At 39.7% G+C, this 19,876-nt stretch carries 19 protein-coding genes; all 19 read left to right on the top strand.

The features are described from left to right. Window positions 1-6 precede the first annotated feature (6 nt). Window positions 7-483: a V-type ATP synthase subunit K gene (locus AKA01nite_RS06650; protein WP_186805127.1), complete on the top strand. Its 477-nt coding sequence runs from the start codon at window positions 7-9 to the stop codon at window positions 481-483. A gap of 81 nt (window positions 484-564) precedes the next feature. Then, complete coding sequence (locus tag AKA01nite_RS06645) at window positions 565-1,146, top strand: hypothetical protein (protein ID WP_146924543.1); 582 nt, start codon at window positions 565-567, stop codon at window positions 1,144-1,146. Window positions 1,147-1,159: 13 nt separating this feature from the next. Beyond that, complete coding sequence (locus AKA01nite_RS06640) at window positions 1,160-2,161, top strand: V-type ATPase subunit (protein WP_146924542.1); 1,002 nt, start codon at window positions 1,160-1,162, stop codon at window positions 2,159-2,161. After that, the gene (locus tag AKA01nite_RS06635) at window positions 2,154-2,465 is read left to right on the top strand and encodes a V-type ATP synthase subunit F (protein WP_146924541.1); all 312 of its coding nucleotides are present in this window, start codon (window positions 2,154-2,156) and stop codon (window positions 2,463-2,465) included. Before AKA01nite_RS06640 ends, AKA01nite_RS06635 begins: the two co-directional genes overlap by 8 nt. Window positions 2,466-2,477: 12 nt before the next feature. Further along, entirely contained in the window at window positions 2,478-4,262 is a 1,785-nt protein-coding gene (locus AKA01nite_RS06630) for a V-type ATP synthase subunit A (protein WP_146924540.1), read from the top strand. Beyond that, the gene (locus tag AKA01nite_RS06625; RefSeq protein ID WP_146924539.1) at window positions 4,255-5,631 is read left to right on the top strand and encodes a V-type ATP synthase subunit B; all 1,377 of its coding nucleotides are present in this window, start codon (window positions 4,255-4,257) and stop codon (window positions 5,629-5,631) included. The genes AKA01nite_RS06630 and AKA01nite_RS06625 overlap by 8 nt, the downstream gene beginning before the upstream one ends. 5 nt (window positions 5,632-5,636) lie before the next feature. Next, on the top strand, window positions 5,637-6,266 hold the full coding sequence (locus AKA01nite_RS06620) for a V-type ATP synthase subunit D (RefSeq protein WP_146924538.1): 630 nt from the start codon (window positions 5,637-5,639) through the stop codon (window positions 6,264-6,266). Window positions 6,267-6,421: 155 nt separating this feature from the next. Beyond that, window positions 6,422-7,789, top strand: coding sequence for a patatin-like phospholipase family protein (locus AKA01nite_RS06615; RefSeq protein ID WP_186805126.1), 1,368 nt, complete (start codon window positions 6,422-6,424; stop codon window positions 7,787-7,789). 83 nt (window positions 7,790-7,872) lie between these two features. Further along, window positions 7,873-8,490, top strand: coding sequence for a guanylate kinase (gene gmk, locus AKA01nite_RS06610; RefSeq protein WP_146924536.1), 618 nt, complete (start codon window positions 7,873-7,875; stop codon window positions 8,488-8,490). Beyond that, window positions 8,491-8,706 (top strand): DNA-directed RNA polymerase subunit omega, encoded by a 216-nt coding sequence (gene rpoZ / locus AKA01nite_RS06605; RefSeq protein WP_146924535.1) that lies wholly within the window; start codon window positions 8,491-8,493, stop codon window positions 8,704-8,706. It abuts the gene before it with no gap. A gap of 151 nt (window positions 8,707-8,857) precedes the next feature. After that, complete coding sequence (gene coaBC / locus AKA01nite_RS06600) at window positions 8,858-10,057, top strand: bifunctional phosphopantothenoylcysteine decarboxylase/phosphopantothenate--cysteine ligase CoaBC (RefSeq protein WP_146924534.1); 1,200 nt, start codon at window positions 8,858-8,860, stop codon at window positions 10,055-10,057. Window positions 10,058-10,069: 12 nt separating this feature from the next. After that, entirely contained in the window at window positions 10,070-12,484 is a 2,415-nt protein-coding gene (gene priA, locus AKA01nite_RS06595; RefSeq protein WP_146924533.1) for a primosomal protein N', read from the top strand. Window positions 12,485-12,499: 15 nt separating this feature from the next. Then, the gene (gene fmt / locus AKA01nite_RS06590; RefSeq protein ID WP_146924532.1) at window positions 12,500-13,450 is read left to right on the top strand and encodes a methionyl-tRNA formyltransferase; all 951 of its coding nucleotides are present in this window, start codon (window positions 12,500-12,502) and stop codon (window positions 13,448-13,450) included. Then, window positions 13,437-14,786, top strand: coding sequence for a 16S rRNA (cytosine(967)-C(5))-methyltransferase RsmB (rsmB, locus tag AKA01nite_RS06585; RefSeq protein ID WP_146924531.1), 1,350 nt, complete (start codon window positions 13,437-13,439; stop codon window positions 14,784-14,786). Before fmt ends, rsmB begins: the two co-directional genes overlap by 14 nt. A gap of 79 nt (window positions 14,787-14,865) precedes the next feature. After that, on the top strand, window positions 14,866-15,624 hold the full coding sequence (locus AKA01nite_RS06580; protein ID WP_146924530.1) for a Stp1/IreP family PP2C-type Ser/Thr phosphatase: 759 nt from the start codon (window positions 14,866-14,868) through the stop codon (window positions 15,622-15,624). Between the two features lie 3 nt (window positions 15,625-15,627). Next, the gene (gene pknB / locus AKA01nite_RS06575; RefSeq protein ID WP_146924529.1) at window positions 15,628-17,619 is read left to right on the top strand and encodes a Stk1 family PASTA domain-containing Ser/Thr kinase; all 1,992 of its coding nucleotides are present in this window, start codon (window positions 15,628-15,630) and stop codon (window positions 17,617-17,619) included. A 15-nt stretch (window positions 17,620-17,634) separates the two neighbouring features. Next, window positions 17,635-18,549 (top strand): ribosome small subunit-dependent GTPase A, encoded by a 915-nt coding sequence (gene rsgA, locus AKA01nite_RS06570; RefSeq protein ID WP_146924528.1) that lies wholly within the window; start codon window positions 17,635-17,637, stop codon window positions 18,547-18,549. Continuing rightward, entirely contained in the window at window positions 18,549-19,208 is a 660-nt protein-coding gene (gene rpe, locus AKA01nite_RS06565) for a ribulose-phosphate 3-epimerase (RefSeq protein ID WP_146924527.1), read from the top strand. The genes rsgA and rpe overlap by 1 nt, the downstream gene beginning before the upstream one ends. Continuing rightward, window positions 19,198-19,848 (top strand): thiamine diphosphokinase, encoded by a 651-nt coding sequence (locus tag AKA01nite_RS06560; RefSeq protein WP_146924526.1) that lies wholly within the window; start codon window positions 19,198-19,200, stop codon window positions 19,846-19,848. The genes rpe and AKA01nite_RS06560 overlap by 11 nt, the downstream gene beginning before the upstream one ends. The last annotated feature ends 28 nt before the right edge of the window (window positions 19,849-19,876 follow it).

The raw sequence follows: 19,876 nt of genomic DNA, 5'->3' as shown, positions 1-19,876 counted from the left end.
GAATAAATTATGGATTTTGTACTAACACTTTTCGGAGACAACATGGGTCAGATTTTTGCGGGAATAGGAATTGCTGTAGCTGTTATCTTTTCTGGTATCGGTTCAGCTCGAGGGGTTTCCACTGCAGGTGAAGCGGCAGCTGCTTTGACTAAAGAACAGCCAGAATCATTTGGTCGTGCCTTGGTCCTGCAGATGCTGCCAGCAACACAAGGTCTTTACGGTTTTGTTATCGGACTACTGATTTTACTTGAAATCACACCTGACTTAGCTGTCTCTCAAGGATGGTATTTATTGATGGCTGGACTTCCAGTTGGGATCACAAGTCTATCTTCCGGTGGTAACCAGGGACGCGTTTCTGCAGCAGCTATGCAGATTCTGGCTCAAAAACCAGAACATACGACAAAAGGAATTATCTACTCAGCGATGGTTGAGACTTATGCAATCCTAGGTTTCGTTATTTCCTTAGTAATGATTATCCTGTAATAAAAAACTGTATCACTTTTTAACAGAGTATAGACCTTAACCGGGCTATACTCTAAAAAAGAATGACTAAGGAGGTTCAGTATGGCAGATTTAAAACTGTTGACAGAAAGAGTTGTCGAGAAAGAAAAAACGGCGATCCGTCAACGTGTAGAAAAAGCGCGTAAAAATGCCGAAGATGAAATCCAGGCTGCGCGTGCAAAAGAAGAACAGAATAGAATCGAAGGCAAAGAACTGATTGATGAAAAAAGTCAGCAAAGATATAGAATTCGATTGAATACTTTAGAAGTCCAAAAAAGAGATAACATACTAGCGGCTAAACAGAGGACCCTTTCTAAAGTACTGGAAGATGCAAATGAGAAACTTGATCAGGTTCAAGCTCCGGCATTCAAAAAGTTTCTTGCTGATATCTTGGCTCAGTTCAAAGATGAAGGCAGTATTGAGCTTGTGCTTGGAGACAAAACGTCTGAACTTGTTACTCAAGAATGGATCGATCAAACGACTGGTCCTGGTCTAAAAGCAACGCTTTCAGACAGAACCGTCGCTGATCGAGCTGGAGTACTTGTAGAGAAAGAAGGAATCGAGTACAATTTCTTGTTCAATGCGCTCATCGAAGATGCAAGATCGGAGCTCATTCCTATTATAGCCAAAGAATTGTTCAATTAAGGAGGAGAAAGATTTGAAAGATATCGCTTATAATTCAAGTAATGTTCTCGTTCGAGTTTATGAGAACAACCTCCTCACCCGTGCTCACTTTGAAAGAATGCTTGCAGCGGATTCATTTGATGAAGCTGTGAATGTGCTTCGCGAGACGCCTTATCGTAACGATGTCGACAGGATCAAAGAAGATAAAAATTATGATTCAATGTTTATGAATGAACTGCATGAAACATATAAAGAGATGTTTGATGTCGTTCCTAATAAAGAACTGATCGAACTGTTTGGTTTACGCTATGCCTATCATAACCTTAAAGTGCTGTTCAAAGAAGAAATCACTGAACAGGATTTTGATCACTTATTCATACCTATTGGACGGTACCCAATAGCAGAATTGCGTCAGGCAGTCCGATCAGGGGAATCAGACGTTTTACCTGAAGCTTATATGGATAGTATCAATGAAGTAAAGTCTGATTATGATGAATATCATAACGCTCAAGCAGTAGACATCATACTGGATAGACGTTATTTCACTCATTCACGTATATTAGCGGAAGAAACAGGTGAATCTGGCATAACTGAACTGATCGAACGTTATATTGATTATAATAATCTCTCTACCCTTGTCAGAGGGATGAAACAGAATCGTACACGTAACTTTATGCTGACAGTTCTATCCAGTTCAGGTTCTATTCCAAAAGAAGACTTATTGAAGCTGATGGATAATGATTTGAACGCTGTCGTTCAATACTACAAAAATACAAAATACCGCCAGCTTATCGAGAGATCGATCGACGATGAGACCGGCGAATTAACGACAGTCAATGTGGATTATGAAACAGACAATGCTTATATGGAAAAGATGCGTGAAGCCAAGTTGGAATCATTTGGTCCAATGCCTATAATAGCTTATTTGTATGCTAAAGAAACAGAAGTCATGAATTTACGCTTGGTTCTTTCCGGAAAAGAGAGTGGACTAACGGCAGACGAAATAAGAGAAAGGATGCGGTTGAGTTATGCCTAACAAAATTGGTGTTGTTGGAGATAAAGAATCGGTTTTAGCTTTCAAAATGCTTGGCTTTTCAGTCTCTTTCGCATCCGAGGCAAAAGAAGCACGCCGTCTCATCGACAGCATGGCATCCGAAGACTATGGAGTAATCTATTTAACGGAACAATTGGCAGAAATGATCCCTGAAACAATTAGACGTTACGACGCAAAAATGAAACCTGCCATCATTTTGATCCCGAATCACGCTGGATCACGAGGTATTGGTAAAAAACGTGTCCAGGACAATGTAGAAAAAGCAGTGGGTCAGAATATTTTATAGGAGGGTACGAATTTGAGTAAAGGAACGATTGTGAGTGTTTCCGGTCCTCTAGTTACAGCTAGTGGAATGGAAGAAGCAAATATACAAGATATCTGTCGAGTAGGTAAATTAGGCCTGATCGGCGAAATTATAGAAATGCGGGGCGACGTTGCCTCCATTCAGGTTTATGAAGAAACATCTATGGTTGGACCTGGAGAAATAGTGGAAACGACTGGAGAAGCCTTGTCGGTTGAATTAGCACCTGGAATGATATCTCAGATGTTTGATGGTATTCAGAGACCATTAGATGAATTTATGGAAAAAACTGAGAGTAATTATCTTGAAAGAGGTATGACAGTAGCTCCGTTGAATCGAGATAAAAAATGGGAATTCGTTCCATCTGTCGAGGTCGGTACAGATCTGACTGAAGGGGACGTTGTAGGATCTGTTCAAGAAACAAATGTTATTGAACATCGGATCATGGTTCCTTACGGCGTTAAAGGTAAATTGAAATCAATTGAAAAAGGATTGTTCACTGTCACAGATACGATTTATGTACTGGAAACAGAAACTGGTGACAAAGCATTTACCATGATGCAGAAATGGCCTGTGCGTCAAAGCAGACCGATTGCCAAGAAACTAAATCCGATCGAACCACTGATCACTGGCCAGCGTGTTATCGATACATTGTTCCCCGTAGCTAAGGGGGGTGCAGCTGCTGTACCTGGACCATTTGGTGCCGGTAAAACGGTTGTTCAACATCAGATTGCTAAATGGGCGGACGTAGACTTAGTTGTTTACGTTGGTTGTGGTGAACGTGGGAACGAAATGACAGACGTTATTAACGAGTTTCCGGAATTGATCGACCCGAATACGGGCGAATCGATCATGGCTAGAACCGTACTGATCGCTAATACATCAAACATGCCTGTGGCCGCTCGTGAAGCATCGATATACACAGGGATAACGATTGCAGAATACTTCCGAGATATGGGTTATTCTGTAGCGATTATGGCTGATTCGACATCGCGTTGGGCGGAAGCTTTGCGTGAAATGTCTGGACGACTTGAAGAGATGCCTGGTGATGAAGGGTATCCCGCATATCTAGGCAGTCGAATAGCTGAATATTACGAACGTGCCGGTAAAGTTGTTTCATTAGGAAGCAATGGGAGAGAAGGCAGTATCACAGCTATTGGAGCAGTATCACCTCCAGGAGGCGATACGTCAGAACCTGTTACACAAAACACACTGCGCGTAGCTAAAGTGTTCTGGGGACTTGACAGTTCACTGGCTCAACGACGTCACTTCCCATCTATCAACTGGCTGAATTCTTATTCACTCTATTCAAATGATATGAACGCATTCGTGGGAGAAAAACTGAATGTTGACTGGAGTGGTATGGTTACCCACACAAAAGCACTTTTACAAGACGAATCAGAACTTCAGGAAATCGTGCGTTTAGTTGGTGTCGAATCACTTTCTGAAAAAGACCGTTTGAAATTAGTCACTGCACGAATGATCCGTGAAGACTATCTACAGCAGAATGCTTTTGATGATGTTGATACGTATACATCCAGAAACAAACAGTACGAAATGCTGAACGTGATCCTGAAATATCAAAAAGAAGCTGAAAAAGCAATGGAACTGGGTGCTTACTATGATGAAATCATTGAAGGAACCGAAGATGTACGCGAAGTTATTGGACGAATGAAATTTATTGCTGAAGAAGATTTGTCACGAATCAAACAGATCAATGAAGAAATAGAAAAAGACATGAAAGCAGTTCTTGAGAAAGGCGGTGTGGAATCAGATGCTTAAAGAGTATAAAACAGTTTCGGAAATCGTTGGACCGTTAATGACTGTCGAAGGCGTCGAAGGGGTAAAATTCGATGAATTAGTAGACATTGAACTCCAGACTGGAGAACGTCGACGCGGACAAGTCCTTGAAATCAATGGCGACAAAGCTGTTGTTCAGTTGTTTGAAGGATCTACAGGAATCAACTTGGAAGACACCAAGGTACGCTTTTTAGGTAAACCTCTGTCTCTTGACGTGTCAGAAGACATGATCGGCCGGACCTTTGATGGAATGGGTCGTGTGAACGACGGAGGTCCGGATTTGATCCCGGAAAAAAGTCTTGACATCAACGGACAGGCGATTAACCCAATTGCACGTGAGTATCCTGATGAATTTATTCAGACGGGAATCTCAACCATCGACCATTTGAACACGCTTGTTCGTGGACAAAAGTTACCCGTATTTTCTGGTTCTGGTCTGCCACATAAAGAACTGGCTGCCCAAATTGCCAGACAGGCCAGTGTTACAAATAAAGATGAAAAATTTGCGGTTGTTTTCGCAGCTATCGGTATTACGTTCGAAGAAGCCGAATTCTTTATGAATGACTTCAAAGAGACAGGTGCGATCGATCGTTCAGTGTTATTTATCAACCTTGCCGATGATCCCGCTATCGAACGTATTGCTACACCGCGTATGGCACTTACAGCTGCTGAATATCTTGCTTTTGAAAAAGATATGCATGTTCTTGTAATCATGACAGATATGACGAACTATGCAGAAGCTCTACGTGAAATTTCAGCTGCTCGTCGAGAAGTTCCTGGACGTCGTGGTTATCCTGGTTACTTGTATACCAACTTGGCTACCTTATACGAACGTGCCGGAAGACTTGAAGGCACAAAAGGATCAGTAACACAGATCCCTATATTGACGATGCCTGAGGATGATATTACCCACCCGATCCCTGACTTGACAGGGTATATCACTGAAGGTCAGATTATCCTGTCGCGTGAACTTTATAACCAGGGATATCAGCCACCGATCGATGTCTTACCTTCTCTTTCACGTTTGAAAGACAAAGGAACCGGAGAAGGAAAAACACGTGAAGACCATGCGCCGACGATGAACCAGATTTTCTCTGCTTACGCTGAAGGTAAAGAAGCGAAAGAATTATCGGCTGTACTTGGTGAAGCAGCATTGTCAGAATCCGACAAAAAATATGTTGAATTTACAGACAAATTTGAAAGAGAATACGTTAACCAGGGGAATTATACGGATCGCTCGATCGAAGAAACCCTGGATTTAGGCTGGGATCTGTTAAGAGTACTTCCAAGACCTGAACTTAAACGTATTAAAGATGATATGTTAAACAAATATATGCCAAAAGGAGAGTGAGGTAAATGGCTAAATTAAATGTCAACCCCACTCGTATGGAACTTGCTATCCTAAAGAAACGCTTAGGCGTAGCAACCAGAGGTCATAAATTACTGAAAGACAAACAAGACGAGCTCATGCGTCAGTTTATCGAATTGATCAGAAAGAATAATGAATTGAGAAACCAGGTCGAGGAAAAACTGGAGAAAGCCATGCAGTCTTTTGCCATGGCCAAATCATTATTGCATGAAAATTATATTGAAGAACTGATGGCTGTCCCTACACGCAGCGTTTCTCTCAATATGGGACGCCGGAATATCATGAGTGTCAGAGTCCCTCAGATGAATTTTCAGTATGATGACAATGTCGATGATGCGACAGAATTATCTTACGGTTATCTGAATTCTAACGGAGAATTGGATTTAACCTTCGAATACCTTGTAGAAGTCATGCCTGATATGCTGGAACTTGCAGAAATTGAAAAAACCTGTCAATTGATGGCTGATGAAATAGAAAAAACAAGGCGCCGCGTGAATGCGTTAGAATATATGACTATACCTCAACTTGAAGAAACGATTTATTTCATTCAAATGAAATTAGACGAAAGTGAACGTGCAGCAATCACTCGACTGATGAAAGTCAAGGACATGGGTTAGTAAATTATTCCAAATAAACATCGGAAAAGTTAGTTCATAACTTTTTCCGGTGCTTTTTTGTGTTCTGTCACTGTATTTCCGCTATAATGAGTTTATAGTGGAAATGTGCGAGTCTTATTTTGATCAGTGATCTGATAAAGGAAAGGAGACTCTATTTGAAATCAGTATTTTTTGAAAAAACCAATGTTAAACGCGCCATAGTGTTCGGCGGCGGCGGAGCGAGAGGTGCGTTTGAAATAGGGGTATGGAGAGCTCTGAATGAACTCGATTACTATGCGGATATAGTAACAGGAACTTCTGTCGGGGCTTTGAATGGAGCACTTTACTTAACGGGTGAGCAGGAAGAAGCCGAAAAATTATGGAAAGAACTTGAGACGCAGGATATACTGAACTTCAAGCCTCCTAAAGACAGAGGTGGCCTAATGTATTATGGGAAAACAGTGACAGAGTTTATGCTTCAGGCTATCAAAGATAAAGGGTTGAGTGGAAGGGCACTGGAAGAAATCGTTGAGAAAGTTATAGACAGCGAGTGTGATATAAGAAATAAAGGAATTGTTTTCGGACTTTCCGTATTTAATTATGAAACCAGAGAAACTGAAAATGTGTACCTTAATGATATAGAAGAAGGGACACTCATTGATTATCTATTAGCGAGTTCTGCTTTTTTTCCATTAATGGAAAAATATTATATTGATGAAATACCATACATTGATGGCGGATATGGCAATAATATACCGGTAGATATAGCGCTGGATGAAAAGCCAGATCAGATGGTGGTTGTCGATATCGATGGACCCGGGTATTATAAACAGGATAAACGCATGAATCAGTGTGAATACATGTGGATCCGTACAAATTGGCTGTTGGGAGATATGCTGCTGTTTGACAAACAGAGAATAGAACAGAACATTAATTTAGGTTACTTTGAAACAATGAAGCGAGCTAAAAAAGAAGAATATCCTGGTTACTGGTATACTTTTCATTCAAAACAATTTGACTACGAAAAAGAACGCTTTTATCTCGCCTTACATGAATTACTCATAGGTGAGCGGTCGAGTAACATGTTCAGACAAATCGATAATAATGCCTATCAGAAGAAACTGCTTATTGAATTAGGCAGGAAATGGAAAAAAGACGTTGACGAACAAAATCTAATGCTGGCTGTTATCGAAGAAACAGGTAAGATTTTCAATATTTCTCCAGGCAGCCAATATGAGATCATTGAATTCCAGGATTTGATTATAAAAAGAATGAAACAGTATATATCATCTTGGGACCATCATGAAAAAAAGGTGACAAAGCTCAATATTATGAGTGGTAAAGAATGGCGAAGAGAATTTTTCGAACAATTACCGCTGATATCAGACAGGAGAATTGCTGTTCATCTCTTCAAATGGATAACCGAGGGCATGTTATCGTTTGAAGAACCTTTAGCATACATGTTTCTTAAAGTGAAACCTTATTCATTGATGATTGCCTTATACTGTAAATACCTTTTTTCCAAAGAAAATAAGGAAATTTAAAAAGGCAGTTCATTTTCATTTGTTAATATGGTAGAATTGAGGATAAGTTTTTAAAGATAGTATGTGTTAGGAAGGAAATCAAAATGGAAGATCGTGGTTTACTCATCGTATTATCTGGCCCTTCAGGTGTGGGTAAAGGGACAGTGCGCAAAGCTATTTTCGAAAATCACTCAAATGACTTTGATTATTCTATTTCCATGACAACGCGTAAAAAGCGCGAAGGAGAAAGAGAAGGTATCGATTATTTTTTTCGAACAAAAGAAGAGTTCGAAAAATTGATTGAAGAGGATGGTTTACTTGAATATGCTAATTATGTAGGTAATTATTATGGAACACCGATAGAATACGTGGAAGACACCTTGAACAAAGGGCGAGACGTCTTTTTAGAAATTGAAGTTCAAGGAGCGTTAAAAGTAAGAGAAAAAATGTCTGAAGCTATTTTTATCTTTTTGTCGCCGCCTGACCTGGAAGAGTTGAATTCCAGAATCGTTAATCGGGGAACAGACAGTGATGAAATGATTGGAAAGCGTATGAAAAAAGCAGTAGAGGAACTGAAGCTTATTCAATATTATGATTACGTTGTAGAAAACGATACAGTGGAGAACGCAGCAAGAAAAATCCGCAATATCATCGAGAGTGAGCATTTAAAAGTAATCCGAAATCTAAAAGAATATGCAAAATTAATCGAGGAGATGGAATAAATGTTATTATACCCTTCACAAGATGATTTACTAAAGAAAATCGATTCTAAATATTCACTGGTGATTTTAGCTGCTAAAAGAGCGAAACAATTACACAATGAAAAGGGAACTGAAATGTTGGAAGAATATAAAAGTGTAAAAAATGTAGGGAAAGCATTAGAAGAAATCATTTCACAAGACTTAGTAATCGATCCGGACACCGTAAAAAATCAATAAGCAATAGCCTCTGTTTTATGTCTTTTATGAGAGAACCTCTTTTAAAAGACTAGATGCAGAGGTTTTTTCTAGTAAGTGAATGAAAGCCGAATCTTAAAGACAGAGGCCAAAATTACTGGTAAAATAAGAATAGAAACGAGAGGTGCAGGGAATGTTAGAAGGCAAAAAAGTCTCCCTTTATGTCACTGGAGGAATAGCAGTCTACAAAGTCGTAGACTTGATGCGCACACTGATAAAAGCAGGTGCAGAAGTTAGAGTAGCAATGACTGAGTCTGCAACACAATTCGTCTCTCCGCTGACTTTTCAGATTTTAAGTAAAAATGAGGTTTATATCAATACATTCGCAGAAGAGAAACCTGAACAAGTAAATCATATTTATCTTGCTGATTGGGCTGATATTGCTATAGTAGCGCCACTTACCGCAAATACACTAGCCAAACTCGCTAATGGTATTGCAGATAATTTTGTAAGTTCCGCTTTGCTTGCAACGACCAGCCCTATTTTTACGATACCCGCAATGAATGAGAATATGCTGGAAAATAAAGCAACACAAGCCAATATAGAAACGCTACGTCATCGAGATATTTATGTAATGGATACCGATGAAGGATTTTTAGCTGAAGGTTATTCAGGCAAAGGACGATTTCCTGATCAGAGGCGGATCCTTGATGAATTACGTACTTTTATGCGGGACAAAGCAGACTATTTACCGCTTAAAAACAAAGCAGTATTGGTAACAGCAGGAGGAACTAAAGAGCGTATCGATCCCGTAAGATTTATATCAAATGATTCATCAGGCAAGATGGGACATGCTTTAGCTGACGCAGCTTTTATAAATGGTGCAGATGTGACTTTGATTACAAGTAGTTCTTTGCCTGTGTCAGGTAACATCAAAGTGATACGTGTTGAATCCGCTGACGAAATGCATGAAGCAGTTTCCAGTCGCTTCGAGTCGAGTGAAGTGCTGATCATGGCTGCTGCGGTATCAGATTATTCACCTGAAACGATCAGTACAAAAAAGATGAAAAAACAAGACCACATGACGTTGACTTTCAAAAAAAATAAAGACATATTGAAAGAGATGGGGCGGCGGAAAAAGTCCTCTCAATGTTTAGTCGGCTTTGCTGCAGAGACAGATAACATCTATGAATATGCAGAAAAGAAATTGTTAGAGAAAAACGCCGACCTTATTGTCGCAAATGACATTGGAAAAAAGGATCGCGGATTTAATGTAGATCAAAATGAAGTGATCTTTTTTAGTAATCAGCATGAGCCACAAATTATTCCGCTAAAAGCCAAAAAAGAGGTCGCACAGGATATTATAGATTGGATCGTTGAATTTACAGATTAGAGGAGAATACACATGTCTCTTGTAGCTAATATTATCGTGGATGTTCCAGCACTTCAAACAAACAAACCTTATACCTATATCATACCCGAAGTTTTAACAGACGTGATACAGCCTGGCATGCGCGTTGTAGTTCCTTTTGGAAAAGGTTCGAGGAAGGTACAGGGGTTTGTTGTTGAAATCAAAGAACAAACAGCAACAGAAATAAAATTAAAAGCTATCGAATCGTTAATGGATAGTTATCCGGTATTGACAATGGAGCTTCTCCAGCTGGGAGAGTTTCTGGCCTATCAGACATTCAGTTTTCAGATAAAATGCTATCAGACCATGTTACCGGCAGTAATGCGTGCAAAATACAGTAAGAAAATTAAAATCATCGATGAAATTCCAGAGACTTTATTGTGGGATATTTTTAAAGGAAAAGACGAGTTAAGCTGGGAAGAAGCAGAAAGACAAAATGTTTTGACCGATCTCATCCAATTGGAAAAAGAAGATAAAGTAGAAATCGATTATGATGTAAAAGATAAAGCGGTTGTAAAAAAAATCAAAAAAATAAAACCTGCCCTTAGTTTTGAAGCTTATGAAGAAATACGGGAATATCTTCGCTCTAATGCCAAAAAACAGAAACTGTTTATAGACATTTTACAATCAATGGACAGTGAAACATCACTATCTTACGCTGAGTTGAAAGCGTTCGGGGTCACTCCTTCCACGATTCGTTCGGGACTTGAAAAAAACTGGTGTGATGTCTTTCATGAAGAAATATATCGCGATCCTTTTGCATCAAGCACATTTGAAAAGACCAGACCGCTGCCGCTGAATCAAGATCAGGCACATGCTTTTTCAAAAATATACCAAACGATCAAAGAAGATGAGCATGACGTTTTTCTCCTCCAAGGTGTGACAGGCAGCGGAAAAACAGAAGTCTATTTACAGACTATAAAAGAAGTGATCGACAAGGGTGAAGGAGCGCTTATGCTTGTTCCTGAGATTGCTCTGACACCTCAGATGGTCCAACGGTTTAAAAGCCGATTTGGTGATGAAGTAGCCGTATTACACAGCGGCTTATCCAATGGCGAGAAGTATGATGAGTGGCGAAAAATAGAAAAAGAAGAAGCTAAGGTTGTTGTCGGAGCACGATCCAGCATCTTTGCTCCAATAAAAAACATTGGGATCATTATTATTGATGAAGAGCATGAAACAAGCTATAAACAGGAAGAATTCCCTAAGTATCATGCAAGAGATGTTGCGATCTGGCGTGGAGAATATCATAAGTGTCCGGTCGTTCTTGGAAGTGCAACACCCTCTTTGGAATCCAGAGCCCGAGCCACAAAAGGTGTGTATTCCCTTTTAGAATTGAAACATCGGGTCAATGACTACCCAATGCCAGCTGTAGATGTGATCGATATGCGGGAAGAAGCTAAAAGAGGCAATCATTCAATGTTTTCCGAAGCATTGCTGACTGGTTTGAAAAAAAGGATCGATAAACAGGAACAGTCTGTCCTTTTGCTTAACCGACGCGGTTTTTCATCTTTTGTAATGTGTCGGGATTGTGGGTTTGTTTTGGAATGTCCCAATTGTGATATATCCCAAACCTTACACATGGACACCAGGACAATGAAATGTCATTATTGTGGACATGAAGAGAGCATCCCGAAAAAATGTCCAAAGTGTGACAGTCGGTCGATTCGTTACTACGGTACAGGCACACAAAAAGTTGAAAAAGAATTAAATGAGCTGCTTATAGATGCCAGCATAATTCGTATGGACGTGGACACCACCAGAAAAAAAGGATCGCATGAAAAATTGCTCAATAGATTTGCAAATAAAGAAGCAAATATCCTGTTAGGGACACAGATGATAGCCAAAGGTCTGGATTATCCTGATGTGACCTTGGTTGGTGTCATTAATGCAGATACAGCACTTGGCTTGCCGGATTTCAGATCGGCAGAAAAGACTTTTCAACTCCTAACTCAAGTAAGCGGACGTTCTGGCCGGGGAGAAAAAGAAGGTCAGGTGATCATTCAGTCTTATAATCCTGAACATTATGCCATTCAGTATGCAAAACAGCATGACTATGATTCTTTTTATAAAAGAGAAATGCATTTAAGGCATCTCAGTGAATACAGTCCGTATTATTACCTTCTGAAAATTTCTGTCAGTCATGAAAATGAAATGACTGCTGCAAAAAAAATCAGACAGTATACAGATTTTATTCGACCTTCTCTATCAGAAAAAGCTATTATACTTGGGCCGACACCCAAATCGATCGCCCGCACACATAACAGATATCATTTTCAAGTGCTTATCAAGTATAAGCAGGAAAAAGAACTGACAGAAAAAATACATCAACTGTTGACTGAAACGCAAAAAGAACAAGCTAGAGGAACATTTATATCAATCGATTATCAACCATTAGATTTTATTTAGAAGTGAGGGGTATTAATGTATAAGGTCATTTTTATGGGGACTCCAGATTTTTCTGTCCCTATCCTGGAAGCATTGGCAGAAAGTCAACTCTGCGAGGTTATTGGTGCAGTTACACAGCCGGACAGGAAAGTCGGGAGAAAAAAACAGTTGACTGCACCACCTGTCAAGAAAAAAGCTGAAGAGTATAGTATTCCTGTTTTCCAGCCCGAAAAACTGTCTGGCAGCCAGGAGCTGAAAAACATATTAAGTTTAAACCCGGATTTAGTTATAACAGCTGCTTATGGTCAGTATGTCCCTACAGTTCTTCTCCATACACCGAGATTCAAAGCGATAAACGTGCATGCTTCGCTTTTGCCCAAGTATAGAGGGGCTGCTCCGATCCATTATGCACTGATCAATGGTGAATCTGAAACTGGGGTAACGATCATGTATATGGAGAAAGAAATGGACGCTGGTGATATCCTTTCTCAAAGAAAGCTGACTATAGAAGATTCGGATACAGTAGGGAGTTTATTCGAAAAATTAAGTTTATTAGGTAGAGATCTGCTTATGGACACCCTGCCTGATCTATTCAGTGGCAGGATCGTTCCTGAGAAACAGAATGAAGCCGACGTTTCTCTGGCTCCAATGATCAAACCGGCAGAAGAGAGAATCGATTGGACAAAATCAGCATTAACGATCAATAATATGATACGGGGGATGGATCCATTCCCTGGAGCCTATACACATTTAAATGGCCAGCGTTTCAAAATATGGCAAGCCGAGCCACTTCAGCAGAAAAATAAAGAACGCCCAGGCACAATTACTACACTTGATAAAAGTAAATGCATCGTTGCATGCGGAAATGACACAGCGCTGTCGCTCAAAAAAGTTCAGCCATTTGGAAAACCTAAAATGCCGGTCAAAGACTTTCTGGCTGGGGCATTAAATTATCTAAAAGAGGGAATGCGTTTTGACAACGACTAATCTGAAAAACAGCAGCCGTTATATAGCTGTCACATTACTGGAAAAAATCGATAAGGATCAGTCTTTTAGTAATTTACTACTGACTGAAGCTGTAAAGAAAAATCAGTTGTCAGATAAAGACCGAGGACTACTGACAGAACTGGTTTACGGAGTGATCCAGAATAAGCTGCTGCTGGACTATCAATTGGAACCGTTCCTCGCCCGGCCCGATAAAGTTGACAACTGGGTGAAACAGCTGCTTAGACTATCCTTGTATCAAATGACCCAATTGGATAAAGTTCCTGCCCATGCTATTGTAAACGAAGCTGTACGGATTGCCAAAGCGAGAGGTCACAAAGGAATAGCTGGATTTGTCAATGGTGTCCTGCGCAATATCGACCGTCAGGGTGTACGCTCACCTGAAAAGATCCAAGACACTGTTTTGAATTTGTCCATCACTTACAGTTTTCCTGTATGGATAATCGAACTGCTTATAGACGAGGTAGGGATCGATGAAACTGAAAAGATCGTTCAGTCTTTATCTCAACGTGCAAAAGTGAGTTTGCGTGTCAATGTCAAAAAGAAAACTATGGACGAGGTCATCAGTCAGCTGAACAAAGAGGGCTATCAAGTCAGACACAGTGCGATTGCAAGAGACGGACTCATCTGTGAAAATGGACTGCCGGTAAACACTGAACTATTTAAAGAGGGCATCATTACTATCCAGGATGAAAGCTCTATGCTTGTCGCTGAAGCAATGCAAATCAAACCGGATGACCAGATACTGGATGCGTGTGCAGCACCGGGGGGCAAAACGACGCACATGGCCACCTACCTTGATCATGCAGAAGGTTCTGTTACAGCTTTAGATTTAAATAAAAACAAGTTGAAAAAAGTAAGGGAAAATGCTGAACGCCTGGATGTGTCTCCATTAATAGAAACACAACAAATGGATGCCAGAAAAGTCGGCGAAACGTTTGATAATAATAGTTTTGACAAGATTTTAGTGGACGCGCCTTGTTCTGGTTTGGGACTGATGAAGCGGAAGCCTGATATCAGATATCAAAAAACGATCGATGATATTTATGCGCTGCAAAAAGTGCAGGGGGACATCTTGAACAGTGTGGCACCACTTTTAAAGAGGGGCGGACGACTGATTTACAGTACCTGTACTATTACAGTGAAAGAGAATAATGAAGTGATCGAAGCTTTTTTGAGAAATCACACTGACTTTGAAATCGAACCAGTCAGCACCCATAAAAATACGGTTAACCTTTCAGAAAAAGGTTTTGTAAACCTGTATCCTCATTACTTTGATACAGACGGATTTTTCATAGCAAGTTTAATAAAAAAATAATATATTCAAAGTGGAAAAAACAGTTTTTTTCCACTTTACATAGCACGATTCAATTTATAACGATCAGGAGTGAGAGAAACTGAATAGCTTTAAAAAAACACACATTGGTAAACGCTCAATCAACCAGGACTATGTCGAAACATTTACAAATAAAGACAACCAACTTTTAGCTGTTCTCTGCGATGGTATGGGAGGACACAAAGCGGGGGATGTCGCAAGTGAAATGGCTGTTCTGCAGATCGGCAATTACTGGAAGGAAACCTCTTTTTTGAATGTCCATGAAGCAAGCGAATGGCTGGACGAACATATAAATATTGAAAACAGAAGAATTTACCGTGTCGCAAATAATTATAAAGATCTTGATGGCATGGGAACTACGATCGTCACAGCAGCTTTTATAAAAGATGAAATCGTTATAGGCAATGTTGGGGATAGCCGCGCATATTTTCTAGACGAAAAAGGTTTGAATTTAGTAACAGTTGACCACACGTTTGCCAACGAACTGAGAATAAATGGTGAAATCACTGAGGAAGAAGCAAAAAATCATCATCAAAGACATACACTTACTCGCTCTTTAGGTGTATTCAATAAATTGACAGTAGATTTTTTCTTTTTGAAGCAAACAGATGATTTCCTCGTTATGCTTTGTTCAGATGGGCTTACAAATGGGGTCCGTTATCCGTTCATAGAAGAAGTTTTGAAGTCACGGGATGATTTGAAAAGTAAAGCAGATACACTCACACAGGCAGCATTGAATAATGGTTCGACAGATAATATAACACTTTGTCTAATTGAAAAAACCAAGATGTCAGCGTTGAATCAAAAGAAAGGAGGCTAGAGAATGAGACCAGGAGAAAGAATAAATAATCGCTACAAATTGATCAGAGAAATCGGTTCGGGCGGTATGGCTAAAGTTTTTCTAGCCGAAGATCTTATTCTTGAGCGTCAGGTTGCTGTTAAATTAATGGCTTATAACTTCCACGAAGATGAAGCCAGTATCAGACGATTTAAAAGAGAAGCTCTTTCCACAACTGAATTACTCCATCCCAATATCGTCGACGTTGTAGATGTTGGTGAAGATGATTTGCCATATATCGTTATGGAATACGTAGAAGGTTATGATCTGAAAGAATACATCAAAGCACATCATCCTATTCCCTATAAAAAGACAGTAAACATCATGATGCAGATACTCAGTGCTGTAGAGTATGCACACAGGCACAATATTATCCATAGAGATCTCAAACCGCAGAATATACTCATTGCCCATGATGAAACTGTTAAAATAACTGATTTTGGCATAGCTGTAGCACTCTCTGAAAATTCTATAACACAAACGAACTCTCTACTGGGGTCTGTTCACTATATTTCACCGGAACAAGCACGGGGGAGCATGGCAACTAAGCAATCAGATATATATTCTCTTGGAATCCTTTTGTACGAACTGTTATCTGGAAGTGTGCCGTTTGACGGAGAGTCACCTGTGTCGATTGCATTGAAACATTTCCAAAACAGCATACCGTCTCTGAAAGAGAAAGATAATTCACTGCCTCAAGCTCTTGAAAATGTCGTTTTAAAAGCAACATCTAAAGAGCCCATTCAGCGCTACCCGTCTGTTCATATGATGAAAGAAGATTTAAAAACTGCGCTGTCTGCTAAAAGAGCTGGAGAAACCAAATTTCTACCTGAAAAAACAACAGATGATGAAACACGGGTCTTGACACCGGTCACCCCGCCCGAAACGATGCCTTTGCCCCAACCTTCAGTGGGTTCAGAACCTGTAAAATCATCCAAGAACAAAGGGTTGAACCGTTCACAGACCGTAAAGACCAGTAAAAAGAAAAAAACACTGACATTCATTATTATTTTTTTGACTATCGCCGTTTTGAGCATGATAGCTTTTATATTTACTCAACCTCGGGAAGTTGAAATCCCTCAATTGGAAGGCATGTCTGTTGAAGAGGCAGAAATAGAGCTAAAACGATTAAATCTCGAATTAGGGGAAGTAATTGAACAAAACGATGAAGCCATCGGAGAAGGACGAGTTATTCGGACAAATCCAGCGGCAGAATCTATTTTAAAAGAATCGAACGAAGTGGATATATACATTAGCCTTGGGAAGAAGCCAGTGAGTGTTTTGAATTACTCAGAAGAAAATTACGAGGATATCAGAGCACGATTAACAGAACAAGGTTTCACTGTTGAAAGAGAAAATAAAAATCACAATTTTATCCCAGAAGGGCATATTATTTCACAAAGTATCGATTCAGGTGATAAAGTAGTTCCAAGTGACAGTACAATCGTTTTAACTGTCAGCGCAGGTCCGGAAGGCCATGATATTATTGATTTTACAGGTTATTCAATTGAAGGTGTAGAGAAATATGCAGATGAACATAATCTATCTGTGACGATCACTCGGGAACCTCACGAGTCAATCCCTGAAGACCAGGTAGCCAGTCAGTCACCTGAAGCTGGATCGCTTGTTTATAATGGCTCGCGCATTTCAGTTGTGCTCTCTACAGGCCCTGAAGAACCAGAAATCATTTCATTTGACCGGGCAATAACAATCGAATATGTGGATACGAGTAAAAATAACGGTACAGAAGATGAAGAGGACCCGGATGAGCAGCCGGTAAATGAACCCAATCATATTGAAATATATGTGAATGACAACGAAAATTCATATGATGAGGTTTATCGAGAATTCGATATTTACGAAGATGCAATAGAAATCATCTCATTTAATGTTAAAGAAAATGAGACAGGGAGTTACAAAGTAATTAGAAACGGTAAAGAAATCATAGAAAAAACAGATATTACACCAAACGATTAGGAGAAAGGAGGATTTATGCATAAAGGACAGATCATTAAAGCTTTAAGTGGTTTTTATTACATTAAGTCAGCTGAAGGGGATATTTATCAGACACGTGGGCGCGGTATTTTCAGGAAAGAAAATATTACTCCTCTGGTGGGGGACTATGTAGAATTCAGATTTGATACAAAACAGGAAGGCAGACTTGAAAAGGTATTGAAAAGAAAAAATGAATTAATAAGACCTGCCGTGTCGAATGTAGACCTTGGCGTAATCATAATGTCTACGATAAATCCAGATTTCAGCACGTCACTTCTGGATCGTTTTCTGGTTTCAGTCGAAAATAAAAATATTCGACCCATAATCTATATTACAAAGACAGACCTTATCGACAAAATAAAATACACAGAAATAAAACGGATTTGCGATCAATACAGAATGATCGGATATACAGTGATTTTACCGGAACATGGCGAAAAATTAAGCCAGAAAAAACTTGTTGAAAGCCTGAAGCCTTTTATAAAAGAAAAAACAGTGGTTTTTATCGGTCAGTCTGGAGCGGGGAAATCGACACTGTTGAATAAAATAGATCCAAATCTGAATCTTAAAACAGGTGCGACCTCAAAATCACTTGGCAGAGGGAAACACACGACCCGTCATGTGGAACTGATACCAGTACTAGGCGGACTCATCGCTGATACTCCAGGATTTAGCGCGATTCAATTTCAAGACATTACAGAACAGGAATTGAGTCATTATTTTCCTGAGATAGAAGAATACGGAAAAGCCTGTCGTTTCAACAGCTGTATTCATCTGAATGAACCTGACTGCGCTGTAAAGAAAGCTGTAGATAGTGGAAAAATAACTGAATATCGATATAAAAATTACTTGTCACTACTAAATGAAATAAAAAACAGAAAACCAAATTATGGAAAGAAAGGGGAAAAATAATGAAAATCGCACCATCAATACTAAGCGCTGACTTTGCCAATTTAAAAGAAGATATCGAAAAAGTAGAGGACGGAGGCGCAGATTGGATCCACGTTGATTCAATGGATGGACACTTTGTTCCGAATTTGACTTTTGGATCCAATATAGTGAAAGCAATAAGACCTCATACCGAATTACCTATAGATTGTCATTTAATGGTAGAGAATCCTGAAGATTATATTAAAGGGTTCGCTGAGGCAGGTGCTGATTATATTTCAATTCAATATGAAAGTACAAAACATGTTCATCGTGCTCTTCAACTGATCAAAAAGTCAGATGTTAAAGCAGGCATCGTCATCAATCCGGCTACTCCCGTCAGTTTAGTGGAAGATATTTTATCAATTGTAGATATGGTCCTGGTAATGACTGTCAATCCTGGTTTTGGAGGACAATCATTTATTCCTGAAACAGTAAACAAAATCAGACAACTTGATCAATGGAAAAAAGATAAAGGCCATGACTTTCTGATTCAAGTCGATGGTGGTATAAATGATTCCACGATAAAAGTATGTGCAGACGCTGGCGCCGAAGTATGTGTAGCAGGCTCATATATATATAATTCAAAAGATCCAAAAGCACGCATCCAAAAACTGAAGAATGCGGTAAAGAATGAAAATTAAAACAGCCCACATCGTCCTTGGGGCACCCATAGAACAGGCTGTTTTCCCCAGTCCTAAAAAAAACGACATGGTCATAGGTGTCGATGAAGGCGCCATTCTCTGCCTGTCAAGGGATATTCCTGTCACTGTCGCTATTGGAGACTTCGATTCCGTTACCCATGAACAGAAAATCAAACTGGATGCAGTGATCAGTGATATTCATGAATTTGCTTCTGAAAAAGATGAAACGGATGCTGAGATCGCGCTGGAAATGGCTGTGGCTGATGAAACTGTTGATGAAATCATTGTATATAACTGGTCCGGAGGGCGCATCGATCATATGTTGAGTGTCATTTATATGGTATACCAGCCGAAACTTGAAAATGCTGTCGACCGCCTGACATTGCTTGATAAAAGCAACACTATGCGCTTTTACCGGGCAGGAGAATACGTGCTTAACAAAGAAGAAGGCAGAGACTATCTTTCTTTTTTGACCATGACTACTGTCAGACAACTGACACTCACGGGTGTCAAGTATCCTGTTCATCAGGTCTCTTATTCGTATCCAAGAGCTTTGATCAGCAATGAGTTTTTAAAAGGAAAATGCCATTTTTCTTTTAAAGAAGGCCTGGTCGCAGTTATTCAAAGCAGTGATAATTAAAAATAACGGATAACGAAGAAATTTTAAT

Origin of the sequence: Alkalibacterium kapii (genome assembly GCF_007988865.1) — a bacterium.
Classification (GTDB): domain Bacteria; phylum Bacillota; class Bacilli; order Lactobacillales; family Carnobacteriaceae_A; genus Alkalibacterium; species Alkalibacterium kapii.
The sequence above is the reverse complement of the archived record's forward strand: the minus strand, read 5'-3'. Positions and strand labels throughout refer to the sequence as shown.